This is a genomic window from Cryptosporangium minutisporangium, from assembly GCF_039536245.1.
Taxonomy (GTDB): Bacteria; Actinomycetota; Actinomycetes; order Mycobacteriales; family Cryptosporangiaceae; genus Cryptosporangium; species Cryptosporangium minutisporangium.
Map to the genome: position 1 here is coordinate 18,675 of NZ_BAAAYN010000063.1, position 17,539 is coordinate 36,213.

At 71.4% G+C, this 17,539-nt stretch carries 14 protein-coding genes; 8 read left to right on the forward strand and 6 right to left on the reverse strand.

All coding sequences use genetic code 11. The features are described 5' to 3' along the window. The first annotated feature begins 320 nt into the window (after positions 1 to 320). Positions 321 to 740, forward strand: coding sequence for an STAS domain-containing protein (locus ABEB28_RS38110; RefSeq protein ID WP_345733168.1), 420 nt, complete (start codon positions 321 to 323; stop codon positions 738 to 740). Between the two features lie 25 nt (positions 741 to 765). On the opposite strand, the gene ABEB28_RS38115 is transcribed toward ABEB28_RS38110, so the two are convergent. Then, positions 766 to 2,046, reverse strand: a complete 1,281-nt coding sequence (locus ABEB28_RS38115; RefSeq protein WP_345733169.1) for a glycosyltransferase — start codon at positions 2,044 to 2,046, stop codon at positions 766 to 768. Between the two features lie 539 nt (positions 2,047 to 2,585). Between ABEB28_RS38115 and ABEB28_RS38120 the strand changes: the two genes are divergently transcribed. The 4 genes from ABEB28_RS38120 (at position 2,586) to ABEB28_RS38135 (ending at position 5,422) form a co-directional block, all read left to right on the forward strand. Further along, complete coding sequence (locus tag ABEB28_RS38120) at positions 2,586 to 3,257, forward strand: SRPBCC family protein (protein ID WP_345733170.1); 672 nt, start codon at positions 2,586 to 2,588, stop codon at positions 3,255 to 3,257. A 97-nt stretch (positions 3,258 to 3,354) separates the two neighbouring features. Continuing rightward, the gene (locus ABEB28_RS38125; protein ID WP_345733171.1) at positions 3,355 to 3,849 is read left to right on the forward strand and encodes an ATP-binding protein; all 495 of its coding nucleotides are present in this window, start codon (positions 3,355 to 3,357) and stop codon (positions 3,847 to 3,849) included. Beyond that, complete coding sequence (locus ABEB28_RS38130) at positions 3,846 to 4,853, forward strand: RNA polymerase sigma factor SigF (RefSeq protein WP_345733172.1); 1,008 nt, start codon at positions 3,846 to 3,848, stop codon at positions 4,851 to 4,853. The genes ABEB28_RS38125 and ABEB28_RS38130 overlap by 4 nt, the downstream gene beginning before the upstream one ends. A gap of 143 nt (positions 4,854 to 4,996) precedes the next feature. Further along, positions 4,997 to 5,422: an SRPBCC family protein gene (locus ABEB28_RS38135; RefSeq protein WP_376981357.1), complete on the forward strand. Its 426-nt coding sequence runs from the start codon at positions 4,997 to 4,999 to the stop codon at positions 5,420 to 5,422. Between the two features lie 20 nt (positions 5,423 to 5,442). Here the strand turns inward: ABEB28_RS38135 and ABEB28_RS38140 are convergent, their stop codons facing one another. The 4 genes from ABEB28_RS38140 to ABEB28_RS38155 all read right to left on the reverse strand — a co-directional run bounded on the left by ABEB28_RS38140 (position 5,443) and on the right by ABEB28_RS38155 (position 10,242). Continuing rightward, complete coding sequence (locus tag ABEB28_RS38140) at positions 5,443 to 7,056, reverse strand: phytoene desaturase family protein (protein WP_345733174.1); 1,614 nt, start codon at positions 7,054 to 7,056, stop codon at positions 5,443 to 5,445. Further along, positions 7,053 to 8,075 (reverse strand): SDR family oxidoreductase, encoded by a 1,023-nt coding sequence (locus ABEB28_RS38145; RefSeq protein WP_345733175.1) that lies wholly within the window; start codon positions 8,073 to 8,075, stop codon positions 7,053 to 7,055. Before ABEB28_RS38145 ends, ABEB28_RS38140 begins: the two co-directional genes overlap by 4 nt. 148 nt (positions 8,076 to 8,223) lie before the next feature. Continuing rightward, positions 8,224 to 8,589: a hypothetical protein gene (locus ABEB28_RS38150; protein WP_345733176.1), complete on the reverse strand. Its 366-nt coding sequence runs from the start codon at positions 8,587 to 8,589 to the stop codon at positions 8,224 to 8,226. Between the two features lie 108 nt (positions 8,590 to 8,697). After that, positions 8,698 to 10,242 carry a Na+/H+ antiporter gene (locus tag ABEB28_RS38155; protein ID WP_345733177.1) on the reverse strand — a complete coding sequence of 515 codons (1,545 nt, stop codon included), beginning with the start codon at positions 10,240 to 10,242 and terminating at the stop codon, positions 8,698 to 8,700. A gap of 260 nt (positions 10,243 to 10,502) precedes the next feature. Between ABEB28_RS38155 and glgX the strand changes: the two genes are divergently transcribed. The 3 genes from glgX to treZ are packed head-to-tail and all read left to right on the forward strand — an operon-like array spanning position 10,503 to position 16,683. Then, complete coding sequence (glgX, locus tag ABEB28_RS38160; protein ID WP_345733178.1) at positions 10,503 to 12,611, forward strand: glycogen debranching protein GlgX; 2,109 nt, start codon at positions 10,503 to 10,505, stop codon at positions 12,609 to 12,611. Next, positions 12,611 to 14,896 carry a malto-oligosyltrehalose synthase gene (gene treY / locus ABEB28_RS38165; protein WP_345733179.1) on the forward strand — a complete coding sequence of 762 codons (2,286 nt, stop codon included), beginning with the start codon at positions 12,611 to 12,613 and terminating at the stop codon, positions 14,894 to 14,896. Before glgX ends, treY begins: the two co-directional genes overlap by 1 nt. Positions 14,897 to 14,949: 53 nt before the next feature. Further along, a complete protein-coding gene (gene treZ / locus ABEB28_RS38170; RefSeq protein WP_345733180.1) occupies positions 14,950 to 16,683 on the forward strand; it encodes a malto-oligosyltrehalose trehalohydrolase in 1,734 nt (577 codons plus the stop codon). Positions 16,684 to 16,749: 66 nt separating this feature from the next. On the opposite strand, the gene ABEB28_RS38175 is transcribed toward treZ, so the two are convergent. Further along, positions 16,750 to 17,523, reverse strand: a complete 774-nt coding sequence (locus ABEB28_RS38175) for an ANTAR domain-containing protein (RefSeq protein ID WP_345733181.1) — start codon at positions 17,521 to 17,523, stop codon at positions 16,750 to 16,752. Positions 17,524 to 17,539 lie beyond the last annotated feature (16 nt).

Consider the following 17,539-nt stretch of genomic DNA (forward strand, 5'->3'; position numbering starts at 1 on the left):
CCTCCCATACCCGGGGTGACGGCGGTCAATGCCTCTTGCGTCGGATCGGTCCCGAAACGCCGTGCCGGACAGTTGGGGGCACGGCCACCGGGTGGATCCTCCCTCTTGTCCGGTCCACCCTGTTATCTCGGCGTCCGCTTCCGTACTCTGAACGCGATGGAGCGGTTGAGCAGCCAGCCACTTCCGGGTGCCGTGCGCCTCGGCGCGCGCCCAGCGCGGTGTTCAGCGAGGGAGCAGCCCCCGCGGCCGCGCTTGCGCTCGGTTCAGCTAGCGCAGTCGCCATGCGGGCATGGCGGCACCGACCGTACGGAGGAGCCGCCATGACTGCACCAGAAGCCGAGTGGACGAGAGCAGAGAGCGGCGTAGAGGTCCGAACCGTCGCGGAGAGTGCGGGATCGCCGGTCGAAGAGACGCTGACCGTCGCCACCCATCGCGACCCGACCGGTCTCACCACCGTGAAGGTCGACGGCGAACTCGACATGCTGACCGCGCCGACGCTGATGTCGGTGGTCGGCGACGAACTCGACCGCGGGTGCACCCGCCTGCTCGTTGATCTGCGGCCGGTCACCTTCCTCGGCTCCAGCGGGCTGACCGCGCTGATCGCGCTCGCTCGTCGGTGTACGGACGATCAGGTCCGGTTGCGGCTCGTCGCGGACGGGCCCAACGTGCTGCGCCCGTTGGAGATCACCGGCCTGACGGCCGCGTTCAACACGGTCAGCGACCCGCTCGAAGCCTGGTGAGCCCGGCGAGCCGGTTTGCTCCGGCTCAGTCCGTGGCCTCGATCAGGTCGTCGCCGACGTCGACGGACGCCGGTTCGTTGAGCACCGTCGGCACCACGGACTCGTACACGCGTCCGGTATCGACGGCCACACGGTTCCAGTCGTAGCGGGAGCGGGCCCGATCGGCCCCGGCCACGCCGAAGCCGAGGCACCGCACCGGGTCACCCAGCAGGATGCGGAGCGCGGTGGCCAGCTGGTCCGGTCGACGCGGAGCCACCTGCACACCGGTGACGCCGTCCACGACGACGTCGGACACCGCGCCCACCGCGGTAGCCACCACCGGGACGCCACACGCCATGGCTTCGAGTACCGAGCCGGCGTCGACCGGCCCGTGCCACGGCACGCAGATCACCGCGTCGGCCGAGCGCAGCATCGCCGGACGGGCATCGATGTCCACCGAGCCCAGGTCCTCGTCGACGAACGTGACCCGGTCGGCCACCTCCAGCCGTTCGGCGCCGATGCGCAGCCGCTCGATCTCCTCCGCCCGGGCCCCGTCGCCCGCGGAGTCCGCCAGGATCACCAACTCGACGGCGGGCAGCCCGCGCAGCGCGGCGATCACGGTCTCGAAGCCGCTGCTCGGAACCGCCTCACCGACCGCGACGAGCCGCGGCGCGTCGGAGCGCCGGGCCGACCGGCCGTTGGGCGAGTACCGCTCGACGTCGACCGCGGAAGGCACCAGCCGGATGTGGTCCCGGGGTACGCCCATCCGGGCGAGCTCCTCGACCTCGTCGTCGCTGCGTGCAATGACCGCGGTGACCGACCGGGCGAGCGCCACCTCCAGCCGGATGCGGTTGGCCAGGCCGGGGTCGACCGCTCCCGGCCGTCGACGCTGGGAGGCGCCGAACGCCCCGAACGTCAGTACGACCGGCATTGGGGCCTCGGCCGCTCCGCCGCCGATCAGGGCAGATTCCCGCAGTTGTTGGCGACCGGCCGAGGCCGCGAGCCCGGAGGTCCAGGAGTGCGCGTGCACGACGTCGGGGCGTTGGTCCCGCCAGAGAGCGGCCAGCTCGCGCCCGAACTCGCCCAGCCAGGGAGCCAGTTCCTGCTCGGCGATCGGCCGGACCGGTCCTGCCGTGACCTGGTGCACGACCACGCCGGGCCGTAGGCGTTCGCGGTCCGGGGCCTCCGGATCGACGCGCCTGGTGTACACCACCACCTCGTGACCGCGCTCGGCGAGTGCCGCGGCGAGTCGATCCGATTCCGGAACGGCCGTGCGCTCGCGCGCGCTGGAGAGAGCTGTCGGTGCCGACACCATCGCGATCTTCATGAAGCAGTCGCCCTCCCGGAGAGGTCTCGTGGGAATCCCACTCCTGTCCCTACGCTATGCCCCGACGGGCCGCTCCTGTCCACATTTCCACGACCGGTGTGCCTTACTCGTCACCGCGAGGCTTCAGCACTCACGGTAGACGCGCCACATCACACGCTCCCCCTGCCCGCCGGATGGGGGCAGGCCACGAATCGTCCGAATTCAGGTGTGTGAGGCACCCGGGGCCGGGTATGGGAGCTGTGGCCCCACTCCTCAAGGCGCGGCGTTATCGCTGGCCAGGCGTGAGGCGGAGACGAGTTCGCCGGAGCCGGGTGCAGACCGAGCGCCCCCTGGCGACCGATGACGGCGCCGAGCAGACGTGCGCCGACAACAGGACAGCGGCCGGGCGCGACGACGTCCGGCGTCCCACCATCAGCCCGACGCGGGCTTGCACGTCCCGGGTCCAGCAGCGGGCCCACGGCGGGTCTTTCCGCCGGACCTTTCCGACCGACCCGGGCGGCCGGCGCCACCGGCGCGGACCGTCCTCGTGAGGAGGAAGAGTGAGCACCATCGAGCGATCGATCGACGTCCACGTGCCGGTGCGTACGGCCTACGACCAGTGGACGCAGTTCGAAACGTTCCCGCAGTTCATGGAGGGCGTCGAGAACATTCAGCAGATCGACGACGTCCACACCCACTGGCGGACGAACATCGCCGGCGTACGCCGCGAGTTCGACGCCGAGATCACCGAGCAGCGTCCGGACGAGCGGGTCGCCTGGAAGGCCACCGACGGCGAGGAGCAGGCCGGTGTCGTCACGTTCCACCGGTTGGACGACGAGAACACCCGGATCATGCTCCAGTTGGAGTTCCATCCGGAGGGCGCGGTCGAGAAGGCCGGCGACGCGCTCGGCCTCGTCTCGCACCGCGTGAAGGGTGACCTCGAGCGGTTCAAGACCTTCATCGAGGCGCACGGCTCCTCGACCGGCGCATGGCGCGGCGAGGTCGACGCGCCCCCGCAGCGGGGCGCGGCGGGCACCGGCGGGCAGAGCACCGACGCATCCGCGACCGGGGGCTACTGGACGCCCCGGACCGAGGAGGACCCGAACGCGATGGCCCACGGTGTTCCTCCGATGCCGTCGGGGTCCGATCCGCTGACCAACCGGTCCGCGATGTCGACCGAGGACGCCCAGCGGGCGTTCGACGAGGGCCGCCCGGCGGGCCCGCTGCCCTGATCCATCCATCGGCCGTGCCGGACCGGGCCGCGTCAGCGGTCCGGACGGCCGGGCCGGGGACCACACCCGGCCAATAGCGAAACGAGGGGGGCCTCCGGTGCCCGCGACACTGCGCCAGTCCCAACCAGCTTTCCTGACGACTCCCGCCCGATCCGCGCCGCACCGCGCCCCGGACGCGAGCGCCCCCGACGATGCGATGGAGGTGATCTGTCCCGCGAACGCCACGCAGCTTCCGGTCCTGCGCGCGATCGCGACGTCGATCGCACTCCGCGCGGACGCCGACCTCGATCTGGTCGCCGACCTGCGACTGGCGGTCGACGAGGCGTGTTCGGCGCTGGTCCGCGCCGCCGGCCCGGACGAACCGCTGCACTGCCGGTTCGTCCAGCACCCGGACGCCGTCGAGGTGACCGCCGCGGTCTGGTCGCCCCAGGCGGCCTCGGCCGAGGACGAACTCGGTGTTCTGCTCCTAACCAGCCTGACCGACCGGATCGCCACCGAAACCCAGGCACTCGACGACGGCTACGAGCTGCGGACGTCGCTGCTCGTACGGCTCCAGCCGGGAACCTCCCGGACCCGAGAGGAGCACCCGTGACCGATGGCGGGGCTGGCGTGGATCTTCGCGACCCGGCGTTCGGAGTCGCGGAGGCGGATGCCGAGCCAGGCCTCCAGCCGGAGGCGGACCTCGGCCTGCGGAGCGCGCCCGATCTGTGGGGTGAGTCGGAGGCCGACGCCGCAGCACCCCCCGAGCCCCGACGGCGTCGTCGGGAAGCGGCGGACGGGTACAGCGCGGCGCTGCTCGCCGCGCACCTGGGCGACCGCGAGGGCGACCGCCGCCTGGACTACGACGACTACTCGACGGTCGCGCCGCTGTTCGAGCGGTATGCCCAGCTCGCTGCGGACGACCCCCAGCGGGTCGCGCTCCGCGAGCGGCTGGTCACCGTCCACCTGCCGCTGGCCAGGCACATCGCTCGACGGTTCGCGAACCGCGGCGAGCGGCTGGAGGACCTGGCGCAGGTGGCGATGGTCGGCCTGATCCAGGCGATCGACCGGTTCGACCCGTTCCGTGGCGTCGAGTTCCTCTCGTTCGGCATCCCGACGATCATGGGCGAGGTCCGCAGGCACTTCCGGGACCAGGGTTGGTCGGTGCGGGTGCCGCGACGGCTCAAAGAGCTGCACCTGTCGATCAACGCGGCGGTCAGCGAACTCTCCCAGCACAACGGACGGGCGCCGACCGCGAGCGAGCTCGCCGCCCATCTCGGGCTGTCCAGGGAAGAGGTCCTGGAGGGCCTGGAGGCGGCCAACGCCTACCAGTCGACCTCGCTGGACACGCCGGTGGGCACCGAGCCGGACGCGCCGTCCCTGGTCGACACCCTCGGCGGGGAGGACTCCGCCATCGACGCGGTGGAGTACCGACAGGCGCTGCTGCCGCTGCTCGCCAAGATCCCACCGCGCGAGCGCCGGGTGCTGGCGCTGCGGTTCTTCGGAAACCAGACCCAGACGCAGATCGCTCAGGAGATCGGCGTCTCCCAGATGCACGTGTCCCGCTTGCTCGCCGCCACCCTGGCGAAGCTCCGCGCCGGCCTTCTCGAGGATTGAGCCTCGAAGAAGTCTGTCCGGCTATCGACGTTGTCGACCGTCCCGATACGTCGATAGCCGGACAGACTTTTGAGCGCGTCCGAGTTGGGTAGATCCACCGCATGCAAACGGTGCGTTTGACCATTCCCGCTAGCCCGGAACGGGTGTTCGCAGTGCTCTCCGACGGCTGGGCTTACGCCAGCTGGGTGGTCGGCGCCAGCCACATCCGGGACGTCGACCAAGGCTTCCCGACTCCGGGAACGAAGATCCACCACAGCGTCGGCGGCTGGCCGTTGATGATCAAGGACGAGTCCGTGGTCCTGGAGTGCGAGCCGAACCAGCGGATCGTCCTGAAGGTGAAGGTCTGGCCGCTCTTCGGCGGGATCGTCAAGGTCGAGCTGGAGCCCCACGGCGACGGCGGCACGCTCGCGGCGATGTCCGAGGAGCTCGTCGACGGCCCCGGGAAGCTGCTTCCCGAGCCGCTGATCGCGCCGGCGCTCAACGCCCGCAACCGGGAGTCGCTCAAACGGCTGGCCGACCGAGCTGTCCACGACGGCCGGTACACCATGGGCGGCGCGCGCGCGACGTAGTCACCTCCCGCGGCGGGAGGTCAGCGGTACACCGCTCGGTTCGCGGACCGGATCAGCGCGGCGTACGCGGATCCGCCCAGCGAGTTCCGGAGGAGTGCGGCCTTCGCCGCGTTGCTGCCCGGACCGCCGTGCACTCCTCCGCCGGGATGCGCCGACGCGCTCGCCAGGTACAACCGGTCGATCGGCGTGTCCGGACGACCGAGCCCCGGCACCGGCCGGAAGAACAGCTGCTGATGGATCGCCGCGGTGCCCAGGTTCGCCGAGCCCTCCGGAAGCGACGGGTTCCCGTGGGTGACGTCGGTGGTGCTGAGCACCCGCCGGGCGACGATCCGATCGGCGAACCCGGGGGCGTGCCGCTCGAACAGTGCTTGGACGCGGTCGGCGTGCCGTTCGAGCTCGCCCGGCTTCCAGTCGTGCCCGTGCGGCACGTGCGTGTACGCCCAGAGCGACTCGCCGCCGGGCGGCGTCCGGGACGGGTCGGCCACCGCCATCTGCCCGGCGAGGCAGAACGGCTGCTCGGGGATCTTCCGGCGGGCGAGGTCGGCGCCGTACTGGGTGAGGCCGTCGAAGTCGACGCCGAGGTGGACGGTGCCGGCCCGGCGGGCGGCCTCCGCGGTCCACGGCACCGGTCCGGACAGTGCCCAGTCGATCTTGATGATCGCGTTGTCCCAGGCGAAGCGGTCCAGATCGTCGCGCAGGCGGGGCGGCAGGTGGCGGTCACCGACCAGCTCGCGGTAGAGGTGCGGCGCGGCGACGTCGGCCAGCACCGCCTTCCGCGCCTGGATCAAGGCTCCGGACGCCGTCCGCACGCCGACCGCCCGGCCCTGCGCCACCAGCACCCGGTCGACGGGTTCGTTGCAGCGCAACTGCCCGCCAGCCGCGTTCAACCGGGACACCAGCGCTCCGGTGAGCGTCCCTGCGCCACCCTCGGGCACCGGGAAGCCCTGGAACTGCCCGAGCATCGCCAGCAACCACCCGAAGATCGAGCTGGCGGCGCTCTCCGGCTGCAGATCGGTGTGGAGCGCGTTGCCGGCGAGCAGGACCTTCGCGCCCTCGCCAGAGAAGGTCTCGGCCGTGTACTGCTTGACCGGCTGCACCGCGAACCGCGCGAACCGCAGGGCGTCCGCGACGCCGAGCGAGCGGAGCAGGCCGGTCGCCGCGCGGACCGGGGGGAACGGCTGGAACAGCGCGTTGAGGAGCTGGTCGGCCACCTGGCGGAACCGGTCCGCCTCGCGCAGCCACGCGTCGCCGTCGCCGGGCGCGAACGCGTCCACCGAAGCCGCGGTCTCCTCGAGGTCGCGGGAGATCACCGCGGCCCGGTCGTCCGGGAGCACGTGCGCGAGCACGAGCGGCGCGTGGATCCAGTGCAGACCGTGCTGCTCCAGTTCGAGGCCGGCCAGCACCGGGGATACGCCACCGAGCGGGTAGAAGGCGCTGCAGAGGTCGGCCAGATAGCCGGGGCTGATCTCGTCGGTGCGGACCGCCCCGCCGGGCTCCTCCGCGGCCTCCAGTACCAGCACGTGCCAGCCCTCGTCGGCGAGCAGGTTCGCCGCGACGAGCCCGTTGTGACCACCACCGACGACGACGGCGTCGACGGTCTCGGTGGGCCCTGCGGATCGGGTGAACTCAGTCATCGGCGGGCCCTCGCGATCAGCGCCGGTGCGGTAGCGGCGGCCACCACCGCTCCGCCGGCGATCAGTACCAGGGGTTTACGTCCGGCGGCCCAGGCCTGCCAGCTGTGTGTCTTGGCCTGGTCGCCGAAGATACCGTGCGCACCGCGGTCCTGGACGTCGTCCAACGGCCGGGTGAGGTTGTCCTTCCACGCTCCGGCATCGATCCGGTCCGGCGTCTGCTGACTGTCGACGCCGTTGCGCGCGAGGTAGTGGTCGAGCAGGCGGGGAATGAGCTTCTGGCCCCAGCGGGTGGCGACCGTGATCAGGCCGACGTCGAGGATCCGCTGCCCGGTCTCCGCGGCGCGGACGATCGCCTCCGCACCGACCTCCGGCTGGTAGATCGGCGGCACCGGCTGGGGGTGGCGCGGCAGCCGGGTCCGGACCCAGCCGAACTGGGGCGTGTTCATCGCCGGCAGGTTCACCTGGCTGATCCGGACGTTGCTGCCGGTCGCCCGCAGCTCCACCCGGAGCGACTCGGTGAATCCTTCGACCGCGTGTTTCGAGCCGCAGTACGGCGCCTGCAGCGGAATCGCCCGGTAGGCCAGCGACGAGCCGACCTGGACGATCGTGCCGTGGTCGCGAGATCGCATTCGTTTCAGCGCAGCGAGCGTGCCGTTGACGTAGCCGAGGTAGGTGACCTCGGTGACGCGCTTGAACTCCGCCGGGGTGACGTCCCAGGTGTAAGCGAACACGCTGGCCATCGCGTTGTTCACCCAGACGTCGATCGGGCCGAGCTCGGCTTCGATGCGGGTGGCGGCCGCCTCGACGGCGTCCGCGTCGGAGACGTCGGTCCGGACGACGAGCGCGGCGGCCGCGCCCTGGTCGAGCGCCTCGCCGCAGGCCGCCGAGAGCCCGGCCTGTCCGCGGGCGATCAACCCGAGCGCCGCTCCCCGTCGGGCGAACGCCGACACGGCGGCGCGGCCCACGCCCGCACTGGCACCGGTCACCACGACTACGGGGGCACCGGTCGCTGTCGGCATGGCCGTCGTCTCCTTCGGTCGGCTCCAGTCGCTCCGACGAGGTGCCCGAGCGATCCGGCGGGCAAACCGTTCCGGACGTCCGTTCTGGGAAGCAGACGAACGACCGGAACCCCGCGCGGTGCGCGGGGTCCCGGTGGGGGTTTCGACGTCAGACCGCGAACAGGCCGGTGAGCGTGAGGGCGTGGACCTCGCTGGAGGTCAGCACCGCGCCGTCCAGCACGCCGGTGACGATGAGCTTCTGGCCGACCGGGAGGGAGGACAGGACCCGGCGCTTGCCGTCGACGGTGATCGTGGCGTGGGCGGTGAGCCGAACGGTCAGCTCCGGGTGGACCCGGCGACCGTCCTGGCTGTCGACGATCGTCACGGTGTTCTCGACGACGTCGATCGTGTGGATCGTGCCGACCAGTTCGACCTGCTGGCCGCGGCGACGGCGGTCCCGGACCACCGGGACCTCGGCGACGGAGCTGGGGTGGTTGCCGACGGAAGCGGCGGCGAACAGGTGGTCGGACGGCATGGTTTCTCCCGGTGGGTCGGCGCGACTGCATCGGGGAGATCGGGCCGCCGGGGTCCGGTGCGGGGTGCGCGTCGGGCGCACTTGCGTTGCGTCTCGCCCTGGGCAGGTTCACGACGTGTGGTACGTGTCGCGGACGGACCGGGCCGCGATGTCGCGGAGGACGCGATCGGCGGCTTCGACGCTCACCTCGCCGTCGCTGCGCAGACCGAGCACCGCCGCCTGTTCGGCGTCCCGCAGGTGCCTGGAGACCTTCGTGACGTCGAGGATCCGCTGTCGCACCTCGGCCGGCAGGTCTTGCCGCAGGCCCGGTACCGCGTGGGCGTATCGGCGCCGGACGACGTCGGCCACCTCGTCGTCCACCCGGCCGTCGGCGTGCAGTTCCTCCAGGCGCGCGAGCGCCGCACCGGCCGCCAACGAACGGGCGCGGTCCATCTCGTCGCGCTCCTCCTCCGAGGACCGCACACCCAGCGACCGGACCACCCAGGGCAGCGTCAACCCCTGCCCGACCAGCGTCACCACGACGACCGCGATCGCCGCGAACAGCACCACCGGACGCCCGGGGAAGTCGTCCGGGAGCGCCAGCGCGGTCGCCAGCGTGACCACCCCGCGCATGCCGGCCCAGGACACGACCACCGACTCCCGCCAGCCGTGCGACGCCGCACTGCGGCGCATCCGCCGTCCGGCGACCCACCCCAGGGGCAGCACGAACAGCCCGCGGGTCACGATCGCGGCCAGGCAGACCGCTCCCGCCACCCCGGCGCCGTAGGTCGGCACGTCCGGGTCGGCCACGACGCGGACCAACTCGAAGCCCACCAGACCGAACGCGAAGCCGCCGACCAGCCAGTCGGCCACCCGCCAGACCGTGCCGCCGGCCAGGAACCCGGCACCGGTGTACGCGCCGCTGCCGGCCTGGCCGAGCATCAGACCGGCCACCACCACCGCCAGCACCCCCGATCCGCCGAGTTCCTCCAGCCCGAGGTAGGCGGCGTACGGCAGCAACAGCGACAGCCCGACCTCCGCGCGCGGATCGGACAACCGGCTGATCAACGTCCGCCCCACCCACCCGACCGCCAGACCCACCAGCGGGGCGACCAGCATCGAGACGGCCAGCATGCCGACGGCGTCCGGGAGCGAGAACGAGTCGGTCATCGCGGCCGAGACCGCGGTCGTGTAGAGCACCAGCGCAACCGCGTCGTTGATCAGCCCCTCGCCCTCCAACACCGCGACCAGCCGCTTCGGCAGCCCGAGCCGCCCGGCCAACGATGTGGCCGCCACCGGGTCGGGTGGCGAGACGATCGCTCCCAACGCGATCGCGGCCCAGACGGTCAGGCTGGGGTCGACCCAGCGCGCCACCAGCGCGACCACCCCGGTCGTCACCAGCACCAACCCGACCGCGAGCGCGAGCAGGACCTTCCAGTTCCGGGTGAAGTTCCGCCGCGAGCTGCGCTGTGCGGCCGCGAACAGCAGCGGCGGCAGGAACAGCGGAAGCACCAGGTGCGGCTCGATCAACTCGCCCGGCGCGCCGGGAAGGGTCGCCAAGACGGCTCCGACCAGTGTCAACGCCACCGGAGCGGGCATACCGAAGCGGTCCGCCAGCGGGCTGACGAGTACGACGCTGAGCAGCAAGACCAGGATGAGCACCAGAGGTTCCACAGCGCGTTGCTACCCGGTGCGCGCCCGGACGCACGCACCCGGGGTCACACGCCGAGTGACCAGGAACGGACGCAGGGGTGACCCCGGTCGGGAAGGAGCAGGGCGGAAGGCGGAGGATTGCACCTGGCCGACTCGGGGCAGGACTGCTTTCGCGACCCTCGCCAGCGACCCTTGCCAGGGGCCCGCTGGATCGATGCGGATCGGTGGGTGACCACCACGAGCCGGCGCGGTACCGACAGCACGTTCGACGAGGAGGCACGATGCAGGTGTGGGCCGGCACCAGTTACCCCTTGGGTGCGACCTACGACGGCGTCGGCACGAACTTCGCCCTCTTCTCGGAGGCGGCGAGCAAGGTCGAGGTCTGCCTGTTCGACGACAGCGGCGTCGAGGAGCGGTACGCCCTGCCCGAGGTCGACGGGTTCGTCTGGCACGGCTACCTCGCCGGTGTCCAGCCGGGCCAGCGGTACGGCTTCCGGGTGCACGGGCCGCACGACCCGCAGTCGGGCGTGCGCTGCAACCCGAACAAGCTGCTGCTCGACCCGTACGCGAAGGCGATCGACGGCGACGTCGACTGGGACGACTCGCTGTTCGGTTACCGGTTCGACGCCCCGTCCGAGCGCTCCGACTCCGACTCGGCCGCGCACCTGCCGAAGTGTGTGGTCGCGAACCCGTACTTCGACTGGGCGGAGGACCGCTCCCCCCGGCACCAGTACCACGAGACGGTGATCTACGAGACGCACGTCCGTGGGCTGACGATGAAGCACCCCGGCGTGCCGAAGGCGCTCCGCGGTACGTACGCCGGGATCGGCCACGCCTCGGTGATCGAGCACCTCAAGAAGCTGGGCGTCACCGCGCTCGAGCTGATGCCGGTGCATCACTTCGTGCACGACCACTACCTGGTCGAGAAGGGCCTCCGGAACTACTGGGGGTACAACACGATCGGCTTCCTCGCGCCGTACTCCGGCTACAGCAGCACCGGCACCCGCGGGCAGCAGGTCCAGGAGTTCCGCGCGATGGTCAAGGCGCTGCACGCCGCCGACATCGAAGTGATCCTGGACGTCGTCTACAACCACACCGCCGAGGGCAACCACCTCGGGCCCACGCTGAGCTTCCGCGGGATCGACAACCGCACCTACTACCGGCTGGTCGACGACCAGCCGGAGTACTACATGGACTACACCGGTACCGGCAACAGCCTCAACGTGCGGCAGCCGCACTCGCTGCAGCTGATCATGGACTCGCTGCGGTACTGGGTCACCGAGATGCACGTCGACGGCTTCCGCTTCGACCTGGCCGCGACGCTGGCCCGTGAGTTCTACGACGTCGACCGCCTCTCGACGTTCTTCGAGGTCATCCAGCAGGACCCGATCGTCAGCCAGGTGAAGCTGATCGCCGAGCCGTGGGACGTCGGACCCGGCGGATATCAGGTCGGCAACTTCCCGCCGCTGTGGACCGAGTGGAACGGCCGGTACCGCGACACGGTCCGGGACTTCTGGCGCGGCGAGCCGGGCACGCTCGGCGAGTTCGCGTCCCGGATCTCCGGGTCGGCCGACCTCTACCAGCACGACGGACGCCGGCCGGTGGCCAGCATCAACTTCGTCACCTGCCACGACGGGTTCACGCTGAACGACCTGGTCTCCTACAACGAGAAGCACAACGAGGCCAACGGCGAGGGCAACAACGACGGCGAGAGCCACAACCGGTCCTGGAACTGCGGCGTCGAAGGCCCCACCGACGACAAGGACGTCCTCGAGCTGCGGGCCAGGCAGCGGCGGAACTTCCTGGCGACGATGCTGCTCTCCCAGGGCGTCCCGATGATCGGCCACGGCGACGAGCTGGGCCGCACCCAGCGGGGCAACAACAACGCCTACTGCCAGGACAGCGAGCTGGCCTGGGTCGATTGGCGCGACGCCGACGAGCAGCTGATCGACTTCGTGCGCAAGCTGGCCCAGTTCCGGGCGGAGCACCCCGTGTTCCGCCGCCGCCGGTTCTTCGACGGCCGCCCGGTCCGCCGTGGCGCCGGGAAGCCGCTCAACGACATCGAATGGTTCACGCCGGACGGGCGGGAGATGACCGAGGACGACTGGGAAAGCGACTTCGGCCGGGCGATCATGCTGTACCTGAACGGGAACGGCATCCGCGAGCTGGGGCCGCAGGGCGACCAGATCATCGACGACTCGTTTGTCCTGTGCTTCAACGCGCACTGGGAGGCGATCGACTTCACTATGCCGCCGAGCGAGTTCGCCGCCAAGTGGAAGGTCGCGATCGACACCGCGTCACCGGCCGAACGCGCGGGCCGGGTGGCCGAGGCCAGCGGTCAGATAACCGTGGAGGCCCGCTCGCTCCTCGTCCTGCAGCGGGACGTCTGATGGGAGACGTGCGCGGTACCTACCGGGTCCAGGTCCAGCCGGCGTTCGACCTGCGGGCCGCCGCCGGGCTCGCCGACTACCTGTCCGACCTCGGCGCGACGCAGCTGTACTCGGCGCCGCTGCTGCAGTCCGCGCCCGGGTCGCTGCACGGGTACGACGTCGTCGACCACTCGAGGGTGAACACCGATCTGGGCGGCGCCGACGGACTGCGCGCGCTGGTGGAAGCGCTGCGCGCGAAGGAGCTCGGGCTCGTCGTCGACATCGTGCCGAACCACGCGGGCGTCGCGGTTCCGGAGGCCAACCCGGCCTGGTGGGACGTGCTGAAGCACGGCCGGGAGTCCGACCACGCGCGCTGGTTCGACATCGACTGGGACCGCGGGCCGCTGCTGATCCCGGTGCTGGGATCGGACGCGGACGTCTCCGCGCTCACCGTGGAGGACGGCGAGCTGCGGTACTACGAGCACCGGTACCCCGTCGCTCCGGGAACCGAGGGCGGTTCGCCGCAGGACGTGCACGACCGGCAGCACTACCGCCTGGTCGACTGGCGTCGGGGAGACGCCGAGATCACCTACCGGCGGTTCTTCGCGATCACCGACCTGGCCGGGCTCCGGGTGGAGGACCCGACCGTCTTCAACGCCACCCACGGCGAGATCCTCCGCTGGTACGCCGAGGGCGGCCTGGACGGGATCCGCGTCGACCACCCGGACGGCCTCCGCGACCCGGGCGAGTACCTCCAGCGCCTGCGGATCGGCGCGCCCGACGCGTGGCTCGTGGTGGAGAAGATCGCCGAGCCGGGCGAAGCGCTGCCGGAGTGGCCGATCGACGGCCTGACCGGCTACGACGCGCTCGGCGAGGTCGGTGCGCTGTTCGTGGACCCGGCGGGCGAGGACGCGTTCACTGCGCTGGACACCGAGGTCACCGGCGTCGAGACCGACTACCCGGGCCTGCTGTACGCGTCGAAGAAGGACGTGGCGACCGGTATGCTCCGGGCCGAGCTGCGCCGCCTCGCGCGGCTGGCGGCCGGAGCGTCGGCGGCCGAGCCGGTCGTGCCGGAGGTCGAAGCGGCGCTGGCCGAGCTGCTGGCGGTGTTCCCGGTGTACCGGTCCTACTTGCCGTTCGGGGTCGACCACCTCTCGCAGGCGCTCGCGGCGGCCCGGGAGAAGCGTCCGGACCTCGGCCCGGCGCTGGACGCGCTGGAGCCCCGCCTGGCCGACCCGGACGACGAGCTGGCGATCCGGTTCCAGCAGACGTCGGGTGCGGTCATGGCCAAGGGCGCCGAGGACACCGCGTTCTACCGGTGGACGCGGTTCGTCGCGCTCAACGAGGTGGGCGGTGACCCGACGAAGTTCGGCGGGTCGGTCTCCGAGTGGCACGCGGCGGCCCGGGCGCGGCAGGACATCTGGCCGCGCGGCATGACGACGCTCTCGACGCACGACACCAAGCGGTCCGAGGACGTGCGGGCCCGGCTGGCGGTGCTCTCGGAGATCCCGGACGAGTGGGCAGCGGCCGTCCGGCGCTGGCGGGACGTCGTGCCGGTGTCGGACGGGGCGATCGCGCACCTGCTGTACCAGTCGGTGGTGGCCACCTGGCCGATCGACGCGTCGCGGCTGAAGGCCGCGATGCAGAAGTCGGCGCGGGAAGCGCGGACGGTCACGTCGTGGAACGACCAGAACGAGGAGTTCGAGGCCGCCTTGGACGCCGCGGTCGACGCCGCTCTCGCGTCGTCGGACGTGACGGCGTTCGCGCAGCGGATCACGCCGTACGGCTGGGTGAACGCGCTCGGGCAGAAGCTGGTGCAGCTGACGATGCCGGGGATCCCGGACACCTACCAAGGCACCGAGCTGTGGGACAACTCGCTGGTCGACCCGGACAACCGCCGACCGGTCGACTTCGACGCCCGGCGGAAGCTGCTGGCCCGGCTCGACGACGGTTGGCTGCCGCCGGTGGACGCGGAGGGGGCGGCGAAGCTGCTCGTCACCTCGCGGGCCCTGCGGCTACGGCGCGACCGGCCGGAACTGTTCGGCTCGTACACGCCGGTCGGGGTGTCCGGGTCGGCGGCCGAGCACGCGGTCGCGTACGACCGGGGTGGGGCGATCACCGTGGCGACCCGCCTGCCGGTCGGGCTGGAGCGGCGGGGTGGCTGGGGTGACACCGTGCTGGCACTGCCGGACGGCGACTGGAAGGACGCGCTCACCGGTGCGACCTACTCCGCGGGCGCGGACGGCCCGGTCGGTCTCGTCGACATCCTGTTCCGCTACCCGGTCGCCCTCCTGACCCGAGCCTGACCCAGCCGCTCGTCGGCACGAGTCGCCGAGCTCCGATCGGGAAGGACTCCCACGTGACGACGTTCGAGCTGTGGGCACCCAAGCCGACCCGGGTCCGGATCCGGATCGGCGAGACGATGACTGAGTTGCAGAAGGCCGCCGACGGCTGGTGGCGGGTCGATCTCCCGGACGCCGGTCCGGGCACCGACTACGCCTATCTCCTCGACGACGACCCGCAGCCGCTCCCCGACCCCCGCGCGGCCTGGCTGCCGAACGGCGTCCACGAGCCGAGCCGCGTCTACGACCACTCGGCGTACGCGTGGACCGACGACCACTGGACCGGACGCCAACTCGCCGGCAGCGTGCTCTACGAGCTCCACATCGGCACGTTCACCCCCGAGGGCACGTTCGACGCGGCGATCGAGCGCCTCGACCACCTGGTGGAGCTCGGCGTCGATCTGGTCGAGCTGCTCCCGGTGAACGGCTTCAACGGTGCCTACAACTGGGGTTACGACGGCGTCGCCTGGTACGCGGTGCACGAGCAGTACGGCGGGCCGGACGGTCTGAAGCGTTTCGTCGACGCGTGCCACGCCAAGGGTCTCGGCGTGGCGCTCGACGTCGTCTACAACCACCTCGGGCCGTCCGGCAACTACCTGCCACGGTTCGGCCCGTACCTCAAGGAGGGCTCCAATACCTGGGGCGACCTGATCAACCTCGACGGGCGGGACTCCAACGAGGTCCGCCGGTACATCCTCGACAACGTCCTCGGCTGGTTCCGCGACTTCCACGTCGACGCGCTGCGGCTGGACGCGGTCCACGCGCTCGCCGACACCCGCGCCGCCCACCTGCTGGAGGAGGCGTCCCGTGAGGTCGACGTCCTCTCGACGCACCTCGGCCGGCCGTTGTCGCTGATCGCCGAGTCCGACCTCAACGATCCGAAGCTGATGGCGCCGGTCGAGGCGGGCGGTTACGGCCTCACCGCCGCCTGGGACGACGACGTCCACCACGCGCTGCACGCGCTGCTCACCGGCGAACGCAGCGGCTACTACGGGGACTTCGGGTCGTTCGCGACGCTCGCCGCGGTGTTGACCGGCGCGTACTTCCACGCCGGGACGTACTCGTCGTTCCGTCAACGGGTCCACGGGCGCCCGGTCGACCGGCGCAACACCCCGGGTTACCGCTTCGTGGTGTGCCTGCAGAACCACGACCAGATCGGTAACCGCGCCACCGGTGACCGGATCTCGGCGACGCTCTCCCCGGAACTGCTGACGATCGGCGCGGCCCTGATGCTCACGTCGCCGTTCACGCCGATGCTGTTCATGGGTGAGGAGTGGGGCGCGGGCACGCCCTGGCAGTTCTTCACCAGCCACCCGGAGCCGGAGCTCGCCACCGCGGTCGAGACCGGGCGCAAAGCCGAGTTCGCCGAGCACGGCTGGGGCGAGGCCGAGGTGCCGAACCCGCAGGACCCGGCGACGTTCGAGCGCTCCAAGCTCGACTGGTCGGAGCCGACGAAGCCACCGCACGCCGGCGTCCTGGACGTCTACCGGCGGCTGATCGCCCTGCGCCGGGAGGTCTCCGACCTCACCGATCCGCGGCTGGACCGGGTGGCCGTGCTCTACGACGAGGACGCCCGATGGATGGTCGTCCGCCGCGGTGAGCGGCACGCGGTCGCGGTGAATCTGGGCTCCGCCGCCCGGGCGGTGTCGCTCCCGGCATCGGTCGAGGCGGTGCTCTTCCACTCCCACGGCGCCGACGAGTGGACCGGCACCCTCCCACCCGAGTCCGTCGCCATCCTGCGCCTCCGCTGAGGCTCCCCGCGCTCACTCACGCCGAATCCGTCTCCACGCGCGCGGTGGAGACGGATTCGGCGTCACTCAGCGGGAGCGGGCGGCGAGGCAGATCGCGCTCCAGAGCTCCGCGGCGGCCTTGCGCGCGGCCTCGGTCGGCTCCAGCACGTGACCGATGTCCTCCGGATGCTCGGCCGGTGCGTTCCCCACGTGCTCGGCCAGCGCCACCGCCAACTCCCGCAGCCGCACGTTGTAACGCTGGCTGGCCCGGTCGAGCGCTTCGAACGCCTGCGGAGCCGAGACGCCCGCCATCGCCATGACGGCGCCCTTGCACTGCTCGATCACCCGCCGGTACTGAACCATCTTCGCCATCTGGTCGGCCCGCATCGACTCGCGCTCGCAGAACACGACGGTGGCCAGCGCATGCGAGACCATCGGCTCGATCCGGTCGAGCACCGCGACGGTCTTCTCGCTCGGCGCACGATCGAGGTAGAGCGTGAACTGGGAGGGGCCGCCCTCGTCCCACGAGCCGGGCATCGAAACCGCCCCCAGCGATCCGGACAGACCGGGCAGGTAGGTGCCGTTCAGAGCCCGGCACAGGTCCGGGTACTCGTTGGCCGACCGAAGGTCCGGCACCAGTGCAGTCCGCTCGGTCCGATGCGCCTGCACGAGCGGGCCCTCGCCCAGCTCCCACTGCAGGCGGTCGAGCGGCGCCGCGATCCCGATCGCGCAGTACACGCTCGGCTGGCCGTCACGGACGAAGTTGACGCCGGCGCCGATCGCGCCCGCCACCTCGTCGACGGCATATCCCAGCAGGCGCTCGATCAGCGCCCGTCCCGAGGTGTTGTCGTCGTCGTCCACGACTGAATACTTCCCG